This is a genomic window from Brevibacterium sp. Z349TD_9 (assembly GCF_056173565.1).
On the sequence record NZ_CM149680.1, the window covers coordinates 1,409,803 to 1,421,339 of the forward strand.

The 11,537-nt window shown below is 69.0% G+C and carries 9 protein-coding genes; 6 read left to right on the plus strand and 3 right to left on the minus strand.

Features of this window, described 5'->3' with window-relative positions; translation table 11 throughout:
- Positions 1-6 precede the first annotated feature (6 nt).
- Positions 7-228 (minus strand): helix-turn-helix domain-containing protein, encoded by a 222-nt coding sequence (locus tag AC0VYB_RS06295; protein WP_009374868.1) that lies wholly within the window; start codon positions 226-228, stop codon positions 7-9.
- A 128-nt stretch (positions 229-356) separates the two neighbouring features.
- On the opposite strand from AC0VYB_RS06295, the gene AC0VYB_RS06300 reads away from it, so the two are divergent.
- The 3 genes from AC0VYB_RS06300 to AC0VYB_RS06310 are packed head-to-tail and all read left to right on the plus strand — an operon-like array spanning position 357 to position 2,656.
- Complete coding sequence (locus AC0VYB_RS06300) at positions 357-995, plus strand: hypothetical protein (RefSeq protein ID WP_009374869.1); 639 nt, start codon at positions 357-359, stop codon at positions 993-995.
- A complete protein-coding gene (locus AC0VYB_RS06305) occupies positions 992-2,203 on the plus strand; it encodes a CpaE/TadZ family protein (protein ID WP_009374870.1) in 1,212 nt (403 codons plus the stop codon). Before AC0VYB_RS06300 ends, AC0VYB_RS06305 begins: the two co-directional genes overlap by 4 nt.
- A gap of 9 nt (positions 2,204-2,212) precedes the next feature.
- Positions 2,213-2,656 carry a DUF6912 family protein gene (locus AC0VYB_RS06310; protein WP_009374871.1) on the plus strand — a complete coding sequence of 148 codons (444 nt, stop codon included), beginning with the start codon at positions 2,213-2,215 and terminating at the stop codon, positions 2,654-2,656.
- 26 nt (positions 2,657-2,682) lie between these two features.
- Here AC0VYB_RS06310 and AC0VYB_RS06315 read toward each other — a convergent pair whose 3' ends face one another.
- The gene (locus tag AC0VYB_RS06315) at positions 2,683-3,147 is read right to left on the minus strand and encodes a DUF2505 domain-containing protein (RefSeq protein ID WP_009374872.1); all 465 of its coding nucleotides are present in this window, start codon (positions 3,145-3,147) and stop codon (positions 2,683-2,685) included.
- A gap of 143 nt (positions 3,148-3,290) precedes the next feature.
- Here AC0VYB_RS06315 and AC0VYB_RS06320 point away from each other — a divergent pair, with 143 nt between their 5' ends.
- Positions 3,291-8,177, plus strand: a complete 4,887-nt coding sequence (locus AC0VYB_RS06320; protein ID WP_063249417.1) for an NAD-glutamate dehydrogenase — start codon at positions 3,291-3,293, stop codon at positions 8,175-8,177.
- A gap of 91 nt (positions 8,178-8,268) precedes the next feature.
- Entirely contained in the window at positions 8,269-9,783 is a 1,515-nt protein-coding gene (locus tag AC0VYB_RS06325) for a sensor histidine kinase (protein ID WP_009374874.1), read from the plus strand.
- A 345-nt stretch (positions 9,784-10,128) separates the two neighbouring features.
- On the opposite strand, the gene AC0VYB_RS06330 is transcribed toward AC0VYB_RS06325, so the two are convergent.
- The gene (locus AC0VYB_RS06330; protein ID WP_009374875.1) at positions 10,129-10,377 is read right to left on the minus strand and encodes a WhiB family transcriptional regulator; all 249 of its coding nucleotides are present in this window, start codon (positions 10,375-10,377) and stop codon (positions 10,129-10,131) included.
- 471 nt (positions 10,378-10,848) lie between these two features.
- Between AC0VYB_RS06330 and AC0VYB_RS06335 the strand changes: the two genes are divergently transcribed.
- The gene (locus tag AC0VYB_RS06335) at positions 10,849-11,457 is read left to right on the plus strand and encodes a gamma carbonic anhydrase family protein (protein ID WP_063249416.1); all 609 of its coding nucleotides are present in this window, start codon (positions 10,849-10,851) and stop codon (positions 11,455-11,457) included.
- The last annotated feature ends 80 nt before the right edge of the window (positions 11,458-11,537 follow it).

The following is an 11,537-nucleotide window of genomic DNA, read 5'->3' on the forward strand; positions in this document are numbered from 1 at the left end:
CGACGGTCAGTCGTCGATGAGGCCGGCCTTGATCTCGTGCTCGGTCCTCTCGTACATCCGCTGGATGTAGGCCTCGATCTCGGCCTTCTCGACGCGCCACTGCCCGCGGCCGCCGACCTTGATGGCGCGGAGATCGCCGGTGCGCACGAGGGCACGGGCCTGAGCGATCGAGACATTGAGCAGCTCGGCCACATCGGTGAGCGGCAGGAAGCGGTTTTCGACGACCATGAGGGTTCTCCCAAGTTCCACGCGACGACTGATTTTACCGAAATCATTGCTTTGACCTCGTTTGGTGTTCGATACTATCACTCACAAGCAGTTCCTGTCATGGAAAATTCTGCCGAATCGGAGATGCAATGGAGCTCTCGAGACGCTTTCGCCCTCCCCGCTGGACCGATGCGCGCCTGCTCGTCGGTGCCGTCCTCGTCATCGCGGCGATCGTCGCGACCTATCTCCTCGTCGGGGCTGCGACGGCGACGACCAGGGTCTGGGCGAGTGCGGCGGCACTCGTCCCCGGTCAGGCGGTGAGCGCCGACGACCTCGTCGTCGCCGAGGTCAACCTCGCCGACGTCGGGGAGAAGTACCTTTCAGCAGAGACCGCGCTGCCTGCGGATACGAGCGTGCGCACGGTCATCGCCCCCGGCGAACTCGTCCCGGCCTCGGCGGTGGCGCCGATGGCCGAACTCGAGGGTCGGATCGTCGCGATCGACGTGCCCGGCTCGGTGCCCTCCGTCGTCGACACCGGCAGCCTCGTCGATGTGTGGGCACAGCCCGACTCCTCAGGGCTCGATGAGGCCGAGGCCGAACCGGAACAGCTCGTCAGCGCGGCCCCGGTCGCCCACATCACCCGAGACGTCGGCAGCTTCGGAGTCGGCGACGGGGCGCGGATCGAGGTGTTCGTCCCCACCGAGGCGCTGGCGCAGGTGCTGGCCGCACTCGACGGCGGCAGCGTCCTCTCCGTGGTCGGGGCGCCCGGAGCGGTGGGAGCGCCATGACCCAGGTGCTCCTCGCCGTCGACTTCGAATTCGACCTCATCCTCTTCGAACTCCTCAGCGACCTCGACGACGTCGACGTCGTCGCCCGACCCGCCGACGAGATCGAACTCCTCGCCCTGTGCCGCACCGGTGCCGCCGACATCGCGATCGTCGGGGAGTACTTCCCGGGTCTCGACGCGGAGGTCGTCGCCCAGATCGCTGCGACGGGCACGAAGGTGCTCGGCGTCGGCGCGGACACGGCAGCGCTCGGGCGTCTCGGCATCACCGCCTCCGTGCCGGCGACCGCCGATGAGGCCACCGTCGCCCGCGCGCTCGACGACGTCACCCGCAGCGCCATCGTCCCTCCCCGGCCGACGACTCCGCCGGGTCGGGCCCGGGCTGCCGGTCGGATCGTCACCGTGTGGGGGACCGGGTCGTCTCCCGGACGCACCCTCACGGCCGTCAACCTCGGCGATCATGCGGCCCGACGCGGGCACCGCTGCGTCATCGTCGATGCCGACACGGTGGGCGCGATGGTGGCGACGACGCTGGGCCTGACCGAGGAGTCCTCCCACCTGGCGAGCCTGTGCCGACTCACCGCGGAGAAGTCGCCGCCCACCGAGGTCGCAGCGGTGCCGCACGCCGTCGTCCGCGATGACCTCCACGTCGTCACGGGACTCACGCGACCCGAGCGCTGGCCGGAGGTGCGCGGTGCCGTGCTCCGGTCCGTCCTCACCGACCTCGCGGGACTCTACGACCTCGTCATCGTCGACGTCTCCGATCGGATCGACCCCGACGACGAGTTCGCCGATCCCTTCTACGACCGCCACTGCGCGACCCGGGCCGCCCTCGAGGCCGCCGACACCGTCGTCGTCCTCGCCGCAGGAGACCCCATCGGTCTGCAGAAGCTCGTGCGCCTCCTCGGCACCGACCGGGCCGAGGAGGTGCGGGAGCGGATGCGGATCGGAATCACGAAGGTGCGTGCCTCGGCGGTCGGGGCGCCCGCCCAGCGGCGGATCAGCGAAGCACTCGAACGGTTCGCCGGGCGGGCTCCCGACTTCGTCCTCAGCGACGACCGGGCGACGGTCGACGCCGCCCTGCTGGCGGGGCGGACGCTGCTCGAGGCGAATCCGCGGTCGGTGCTCTCCCGGGAGATCGGGGAGGCCGCCGCACTCCTGCTGCCGGCCCGCAGGCGGGTGCGCAGGCGCGAGCGTCTGCGCACACCCTAGGATGGGGGCATGGCCGTTCGCTGCTACATTCCCACGACCCTGGCCGCACTCGGCGCAGGTCTCACGGCGACGATCGCCGTCGCCCCGGATGCGACGGTCTCCGGGCTGCGCGCCGACGACATCGAGGAACGCGAGTTCGCCGCGATGGGCATCGCCGCCGCCCTGGCTGCCGTCGACGCACTCGGCGCCCAGCCGCCATCGCCGCGCGTCGTCGTCGCCTACGACGCGCCCGCCGCGGCGGCTCGTCAGCCGCTCGCCGAGGGCTTCGACCTCCTCACCCTCGAGGGAGTCGACATGGATGCGGTGGCGAGCTTCCACCTCGACGAGGCCGAGGTCTGGGACGAGGCACTGAGTGCCGGTGACATCGGGTCAGCCGAGGACCGCCTCGGCGAGTCCGATCTCCTCTGGTACGACCGCAGCGAACTCGACGACCTCCTGGGCGCCCGCGGCTGAGCCCACACAGCTGCGGGCGGGGCGCCTCAGCGCTCGGCGAGCCGCTCGAGCCGCTCCCTGAGCCGGGCCTCGAGGATGGGGACGAGGGCCTGCTCGATCATCGGACCGAAGAGCGGAACCGAGGAGCTGATCTCCGCCCGGATCGTCAGCGCCGTCCCCGTGCCCTGCGCGGTCAGGGAGATGAGGGCGTCGATCTCGACGGGCACGCCGGCCGCCCGGGCGGTCATCCTCACCTCAGCCGCGTCCCCGATGACGTCGCCGGGGACCATGTAGATCTCGACGAGCTCCGCTCCCGAGGGCAGCTGTGCGGCCAGCGTCGGCGGCAGCTCCCCTGCCGGAACCGCAGTCCGCACCGTCACCTCGGTGTCGGGATCGACCCGCTTGGTGCTCGCCTCCGAGCCGAGCGCCTCCCACGTCGCGGCATCGGCGAGGAGGGCGAGGAAATCGGTGAGTCCGATCGTGTAGTCGTGGCTGAGTGTGAGAGTTCGCATGGTCCCAGTCTGCCAGCAGGTCAGGCTCCCATCACGGCACGCTGACCGGCGTGCCTTTGTCGCCGATTGGGCATAGTGTTGGGGATGCCGGCCCGCAGACGAGCCGGCGACAATAATTGTGCGCTGATCGTAGAGGTGTAAAGGTGTCTCAGGTCTCATATTCGGACATTGCTGGAGAGTGGAGGAAGCAGAAGGGGCAGGGCGCCCCCGAGAATTTCATCGAAGCGTACTACCCCCGGTTCGAGCCGGGCACCGCCGAGGCTGGGGCGGAGGCTCTCGCGGCGGCGGCAGCGACCCACTACGCACTCGGCATCGACTATGACGGCACCACTCCCGCCATTCGGATCTACAACCCGTCGGTCGACTCACCGGAGTTCCTCGACAACCACACCGTGATCGCCATGGTGCTGCCCGACATGCCGCACCTCGTCTCGTCGATCGTCTCCGACCTCGCCGCGAGCGGGCGTGCCATCCGCCTCGTCCACCACCCGATCATCGCCGTCGACGGCCGCGGAGGCGACCTCACCGTGCTCTCACCCGCCGAGGCGCCCGCCGTCTCCGCGGACACCGCAGGCCTGCCGGTCATCAGCGAGGACGCCGCCGAGGCGGACGCCGACCACCCCGAACAGCAGTCGTGGATCCGGCTCGAGATCGACCGTCTCCCCGAGGAGGACTTCGCGGCCCTCGAGGATCAGCTGCGCAGCGTCCTCGACTACGTCGCCGCCGCTGCGCAGGACGCCACCGCGATGGCCGAGAAGGCGAAGTCGATCGCCGCCGAACTCCATGCCAAGCCGCCGCGTCCGGAGCTCGCCTCCGAGGCCGAAGCCGCCGCCGAGCTGCTCACCTGGCTCGACGGCCACTTCACGTTCCTCGGCTACCGCGAGTACGACTACCGCCACGACGCGGAGGCAAGCAGCCTCGAACCGATCGAGCACACGTCTCTGGGGATCTCGGCCCTGCGTCCGCTCGCGAAGTCCCCGCTGTCGAACGCCGTGGCCGAGAAGGCGCTCGAACCGCACGTCCTCGTGCTCACGAAGGCGAACTCGCGCTCCCGCGTCATCCGCGGATCGTTCATGGACTACATCGGGGTGAAGACCTTCGACGAGACCGGCGAGATCGTCGGCGAACGCCGCTTCGTCGGCGTGTTCAAGCCCGAGTTCTACAACGACAGCGTCCTCAACATCCCGGTCATCAACCGCAAGGTGCGCAAGATCCTCTCCGCGAGCGGGTTCCCCACCGGCTCGCACTCGGCCAACGAACTCCTCGGCATCCTCGAGACCTACCCGCGCGATGACCTCATGCACGAGGACACGCAGGACATCTTCGACGTCGTCATGCAGATCGTCGACATGCAGGAGCGCCGCCAGTCGCGCGTCTTCGTCCGCACCGACCCCTACCAGCGCTTCGTCTCCGTCATCCTCTACATGCCCCGCGACCTCTACGACACCGCGGCACGCGTGCGCGTCCAGGAGGTCCTGCGCCAGTTCTACAACGCCGAGAGCGTCGACTTCGACGTCCTCCTCACCGAGTCGGCGCTGGCCCGCATCCACTTCGTCGCCCGCGTCGCCCGCGACGCCGAACTGCCCCAGATCGATCCGGAGACCGTCGAGAAGCGCATCGTCGCCGCGGTGCGCTCGTGGTCCGAGGACGTCCACGCGTTCCTCGCTCCCGCCGAACGCGGGGACAGCGGGACGGCCCTGGCCCGTGCCGACCTGTGGTCGCGCTCCTTCCCGCCTGGATACGGGGAGTACCACACACCCGCCGACGCCGTCGCCGACGTCGCCCGCTTCGAGGCGATCGAATCCGGTGAGGGTCCGGCGGTGCGCCTCTACCGCCCCAACGACGTCGACGACGCGCCGATCCGCCTCGCCCTCTACCGCGACGGACGCGTGGGCCTGTCCGAGGTGCTGCCCTACCTCACGGCCTTCGGCGCGACCGTGCTCGACGAGCGGCCCTACGAGCTCGACCTCGCCGACGGCACCCATCGCTACATCTACGACTTCGGTCTGCGGTTCGACCGCGACCTCGACGACGCTGACTTCGACCGGGTCGCCGAGGCCTTCATCGCCGGGTGGGAGGGCCGCAAGGAGGCCGGAGTCTTCGACCGCCTCGTCGTCGCGGGACTCGACTGGCAGCACGTGACGATCATCCGGGCGCTGGGGAAGTACCTGCGCCAGGCCGGGTTCACCTACTCCGACGCCTATGTCGGCGAGGTCTACAGCGACAACCCGGAGATCTCCCGCCTCCTCGTCGACTACTTCTTCGCGAAGTTCGATCCGGACGCCGACGACGCCGGGCGCGACGCGGAGATGGCGAGGCTCGACGAAGCGATCGAGACCGCTCTCGGCGACGTCGCGAGCCTCGACGCCGACCGTGTGCTGCGGTCCTCCCTCGAGCTCCTGCGGGCCACCCTGCGGACGAACTACTTCCAGAACGCCTCGGGCGAGCTGCCGACGGCGCTCGTGCTCAAGATCCGTCCGACCGAGCTCAGCTTCGTCCCGAAGCCGAAGCCGGCGCTGGAGATGTGGGTGTACTCCCCGCAGGTCGAGGGCGTGCACCTGCGCTTCGGCACCGTCGCCCGCGGCGGCCTGCGCTGGTCGGACCGGCGAGACGACTTCCGCACCGAGGTCCTCGGCCTCGTCAAGGCACAGATGGTCAAGAACGCCCTCATCGTGCCCACGGGCGCCAAGGGCGGATTCTTCCCCAAGCAGCTGCCTCCGATGAGCGACAGGGATGCGTGGATGGCCGCAGGCCAGGCCGCCTACGAGGTCTTCATCGAAAGCCTCCTCGAAGTCGCCGACAACCTCGTCTACGCCTCCGACGGCACCCAGCAGGTCGTCCATCCCGACCGCGTCGTGCGCCATGACGGTGACGACTACTACCTCGTCGTCGCCGCCGACAAGGGCACCGCCCGCTTCTCCGACGTCGCCAACGCGATCGCCGAGCGCCGCGGCTTCTGGCTCGGCGATGCCTTCGCCTCCGGCGGTTCGGTCGGCTACGACCACAAGAAGATGGCGATCACCTCCCGCGGTGCGTGGAAGTCCGTCGAACGCCACTTCCGCGAGCTCGGCGTCAACACCGACGTCGACGACTTCACCGTCGTCGGCATCGGCGATATGAGCGGGGACGTCTTCGGCAACGGCATGCTCCGCAGCGAGCACATCCGCCTCGTCGCCGCCTTCGACCACCGCGACATCTTCATCGACCCGAACCCGGACGCCGCAGCGAGCTTCGTCGAGCGCCGTCGCCTCTTCGACCTGCCGCGCTCGAGCTGGCAGGATTACGACCGCGATCTCATCTCCGCAGGCGGCGGGGTCTACTCGCGGTCGGCGAAGTCGATCGACCTCAGCCCCGAGGCCGCCGCCGCCATCGGCGTCGAGCCCGGCAAGCGGAGCCCTGCCGAGCTCATGTCCGAGATCCTCGCCGCGCCGGTCGACCTGCTCTACAACGGCGGCATCGGCACGTACATCAAGTCCTCGGACGAGAGCCACGCCGACGTCGGCGACAAGTCGAACGACGCCATCCGGATCAACGGCGACGAGGTCAGGGCACGGGTCATCGGCGAGGGCGGCAACCTCGGCGTGACCCAGCTCGGACGCGTCGAAGCGGCACTGAACGGGGTCGCGATCAACACCGACGCCGTCGACAACTCCGCCGGCGTCGACAGCTCCGACCACGAGGTCAACATCAAGCTGCTGCTGCGCACCCTCCTGCAGAAGGGGGCGTTCGCCGCCGAGGACCGCGAGAAGGTGCTGCTCTCCTTCACCGACGACGTCGCCGAACGGGTGCTCGCGAACAACTACTCGCAGAACGTCCTCCTCGGCGAGGCCAGGTCGCAGACGGAGGCGATGTCGGGCACCTACGGCCGCATGCTCGCCTACCTCGAGAAGCACGCCGACCTCGACCGCCAGGTCGAGTTCCTGCCCAATGCCGAGGAGCTTGCGAAGCGCGAGTTCAGCTCGTACGTCTCCCCGGAGCTCGCGGTGCTGCTCGCGTACGCGAAGATGCACGCCGCCGATGAGATCCTCGACAGCGTCGTGCCCGATGAGGCCTGGATGCAGCGGGAGCTCGCAGGCTACTTCCCCGACGCTCTCGTCGAGCAGTACGGGGAGCTCATCCCCGAGCACCCGCTGCATCGGGAGATCGCCACGGCGAAGCTCGTCAACCGCATGGTCGACCGCGGCGGACTCACCTACGTCTACCGGATGCTCGAGGAGACTCCTGCCTCGGTGCCGCAGATCGCACGCGTCTTCGTCGTCGTCTCCGAGATCTTCGGCCTCGACGACTTCTTCGACGCGATCACCGCGCTCGACAACCAGGTGCCGACCGAGGTCCAGGTCCGGCTCCAGCACGACTACGTGCGGCTGCTCGACCGGTCCTCGCGCTGGCTCGTCCAGCAGGCCCCGGACACCCTCGACGTCGATTCGGGCATCGAGAACTACGGCAAGGTCGTCGCCGCCCTGCGCTCGCGTGTGCCCGACCTCGTCGACGGCTTCGACGCCGAGGCGATGCAGGCCAAGGCACAGGGCTACATCGACGACGGTGTGCCCGAGGAGCTCGCATGGCGCGCGGCTGCTCTGCTCGACGAGTTCGCCCTCCTCGACATCACCCAGCTCGCAGCGCGGACCAACGAGTCCGCCGAGGATGTCGCCGAGGTGTACTACGCCGTCAACGACATGTTCTCGGGTTCGCAGGTGCTCGCGCTCATCGGAGACCTCGACCGCTCCGACCGCTGGTCGGCGCTGGCCCGCGGTTCCCTGCGCGACGACTTCTACTCCGCGATCCTCTCGGTCGCCGGCTCCGTCATCGCGGCCACGGACTCGCCGATCTCGGGCAGCCCCGACGAACGTGCGAAGCAGCGGCTGAGCGAATGGCTCGAACGCAACGAGACGGTCGCCGCCCGCGTGCTCGAGACCATCGAGACCGTCCTCGCGCTGGAGACCGTCACGCAGGCGCCCCTGTCGGTGCTCCTGCGCATGATGCGCGGTGTGGTGCGGTCCTCGGCCTGGGAGTCCGAGCACAGCGCCTGATGATAGCGTTCGTCTCAGCGGGCTCGGGGTCGGACCCCGAGCCCGCTGACGATTCGCCGGACCGCTGACGAGGACCACCGAGAGGGACACCGTGCTCAACGAACAGCTCGCCGCCGAAGGCATCACCGACGAGGCCGATGTCGAGTACCTCCACCTCCTCGTGGGGGACTGGCAACTCATCGCCGATCTCTCCTTCGCCGACCTCGTGCTCTGGGTACCCTCGGCATCCGGGGCGTACACGGTCGTCGCGCATGCGCGGCCGACCACGGGCCCGACGCTGTTCAACCGGGACCTCCTCGGTGCTCGGGCGACGGGTCTGGAGAAGGACCTCCTCGGCGCCGCGGTGCGGTCGGGGGAGCTCGTGACCGAGGTCGCACCGGCGAAGTGCCTCGGCGTGGGCGTGGGCACCGAGGAGACCGAGGTGTGTGCGGAGGCGGTGCCGCTGGTCCGCCACGGGGAGACGATCGCGATCCTCGTCCGCTACTCGGAAGATCTGCGCCGGCGGGGTTCGTCACGTCTGGAGAAGCACTACCGTGAGGCAGCGATGGCTCTGCTCACGATGATCGCGCAGGGGGCGTTCCCCGACCGTGAGGCGCCGAGCGGAGTCCGCCACGGCGAACCGCGGGTCGGTGACGGCATCTTCGTCCTCGACCGTGACTCACGCGTCCAGTACGCCTCCCCGAACGCGGTCTCGCTCATGCACCGTCTCGGGCACGGGGGCGAGATCGAGGGCGCTTACCTCGCCGAGGTGGTCTCGACTCTGAGCACGGAGCTCCGACAGGTCGACGAGACGCTGCCGCTCGTGCTCACCGGCCGCGCGCCCTGGCGCACCGAGCTCGAGGTCGGGCGCACAAGCGTGTCGCTGCGGGCGATCCCGCTCACCGACGACGGGCAGCGGACCGGGGCGATCGTGCTCGCCCGCGACGTCTCGGAGATCAGGCGGCGCAAGCGCGAGCTGCTCTCCCGCGACGCGATGATCAAGGAGATGCACCATCGGGTGAAGAACAACCTGCAGACGGTCTCCGCGCTGCTGCGCCTGCAGACGAGGCGCATCGACAACCCTGCCGCGAAGGCTGCGCTGTCGGAGGCGATGCGGAGGGTCTCGATCATCGCCGTCGTCCACGATGTGCTCAGTCAGGGAGTGGAATCGGAGGTCGACTTCGACGAGGTCGTCGACAAGGGGCTTCGGCTCACCCCGGAGCTGACGAGTCCGCTCGTCCAGGTCAGCCTCCAGCGACGCGGCAGCTTCGGGACGATCTCCTCAGCCGATGCGACCTCCCTGGCGCTGGCCATCACCGAGCTCATCACCAACGCCATCGAGCATGGCTTCCCGCTCGAGAAGCAGGAGAGCCTCGGACCGGGGGAGACCCTCGAAGGGCACGTGTGGGTCATCCCCGAACGCGACGGGGACCACCTCCATGTCACGATCGCCGACGACGGGGTCGGACTCGGTGACGCGCAGAGCCCGGGCAACGGTCTGGGCACGCAGATCGTGCGGACTCTCGTCTCCGCGGACCTCGCCGGTTCGATCCAGTGGCGGGAGCGCGACGGCGGCGGCACCGAGGCGATCCTCGACGTGCCGCTGCGTCCCGACTCGTACGACTGAGCACGCGCAGGCCCGAATCATCCACTCATGGGCCGTCCTGCACCGAGCGCCCGCTGCGCCATCCCGCACCCGTAGCGCAGAATCATCCACGTGCACGGGGAGGTTGTGTCGCTGCGCCGCTGAGGTGCTGGGCTGCGCGTGCGGTGTGGCGCTGCGGGTATGTCGTGGCGCCACGCGTGCGATGTGCAGACGCGCGTGCGGTGTGGCGCGAAGAGTGCGGTGTGCTCGGGCGGTTGTGCCGTCGCGGCAGGCGTGCGGACATGACAGAGTCCCCAGCTCCGATCACGGTGATCGCGGTCGAAGCAGGGGACTCTGACGAAGAATGGGGGTGCGGGTTCCGCGCGGTCAGCCTGCGCGACGTGCCCGGGCGGCCCGGCGCTTGAGCGCGCGGCGCTCGTCTTCACTCAGTCCGCCCCAGACGCCCGCATCCTGTCCGGATTCGAGTGCCCACTGGAGGCAGGTCTCGGCCACTTCGCAGCGACGGCACACAGTCTTGGCCTCTTCGATCTGAAGCAGGGCTGGTCCCGTGTTCCCGATGGGGAAGAACAGTTCCGGATCCTCATTGAGGCACGCTGCACGGTGTCGCCAATCCATGGTGACCTTTCGACGGAGATGGGTGAAACCTGGTGTGCGCGCACGTCAACAGAGGCGCGCTCACTCTCACAGTCAAGGTTCACATAACCGTTTTGGGCACACAAGAGTCTGGCAGTGTGAAGTTTCTGACAAATATTCTGCCCATTCTCCTGCTATGGGGTCCTCGACGCAAATCCGTCCATCGCGCGTCTCACTCTGCAGAAGCCGGGTGTCCTCGAAGTGAATGGCACCCGCCGCAGACATGAAGTCGAGGACCCGCGTGACGCGCGCGGTGCGGCCGGGAATCCGACCGCCGGGACGCCGCCGACGGGGTGGGTAGACTGACAGCGGTGACGGTCCCATCCCGTGGTCCGGCACCGCGCCGAGTGAGCCGGTGCGCACGACGTCGTGCGCTCTCGCCGACGAGGCCCGGCACCCGAGAGCGCGAGCACAGAACACTCACACGAGGACGAGAGAACCGATGGAGGACTCATGACGGATTCGCAGGCACGCATCATCTCGGTCGGAGGGCACACCCCGCAGATCGATCCCGGAGCATTCGTCGCAGCCGGAGCCACCCTTGTCGGCGACGTCCACGTGAAGCGGGGCGCCGGCATCTTCTACGGCTGCGTGCTCCGGGCCGAGAAGGCGCCGATCACGATCGGCGAGGACTCGAACGTCCAGGACAACACCGTCATGCACACCGACGAGGGCAAACCCGTCGTCATCGGCAAGCGGGTGTCGATCGGCCACCAGGCCCTCGTCCACGGCGCGAGAGTCGACGACGACGTCCTCATCGGCATGCACGCGACCGTCCTCAACGACGCCCACATCGGAACCGAATCCCTCATCGCCGCCGGCACCGTCGTGCTCGAGGGCACCGACATCCCACCTCGCTCGCTCGTCGCCGGCGTCCCCGGCAAGGTGCGCCGGGCGATGAGCGACGACGCGGTCGAGAAGGTCCGGGCGAACGCACAGTCCTACGTCACCCTCTCCGCCCTCCACCGCGACACCGCCGAGGTTGTCGATTTCGCCGAGGCGACCGCCGCCGGTGCGGGATCGGCCGCCGGGTCCGACGCCGCCGAGGGGACCGAGGCCTGAGCCTCACCGCGAGGGTGCTCGTCGGCACCGCCCAGGAGCACCCGGAGTGCTCATTCGCCCAGGCCCCGGCGATTTGAGAG

Bases quoted from the DNA above. Each gene is read 5' to 3' on its own strand.
- AC0VYB_RS06295 (WP_009374868.1), bottom strand. From the start codon at position 228: ATGGTCGTCGAAAACCGCTTCCTGCCGCTCACCGATGTGGCCGAGCTG.
- AC0VYB_RS06300 (WP_009374869.1), top strand. From the start codon at position 357: ATGGAGCTCTCGAGACGCTTTCGCCCTCCCCGCTGGACCGATGCGCGC.
- AC0VYB_RS06305 (WP_009374870.1), top strand. From the start codon at position 992: ATGACCCAGGTGCTCCTCGCCGTCGACTTCGAATTCGACCTCATCCTC.
- AC0VYB_RS06310 (WP_009374871.1), top strand. From the start codon at position 2,213: ATGGCCGTTCGCTGCTACATTCCCACGACCCTGGCCGCACTCGGCGCA.
- AC0VYB_RS06315 (WP_009374872.1), bottom strand. From the start codon at position 3,147: ATGCGAACTCTCACACTCAGCCACGACTACACGATCGGACTCACCGAT.
- AC0VYB_RS06330 (WP_009374875.1), bottom strand. From the start codon at position 10,377: ATGGATTGGCGACACCGTGCAGCGTGCCTCAATGAGGATCCGGAACTG.
- AC0VYB_RS06335 (WP_063249416.1), top strand. From the start codon at position 10,849: ATGACGGATTCGCAGGCACGCATCATCTCGGTCGGAGGGCACACCCCG.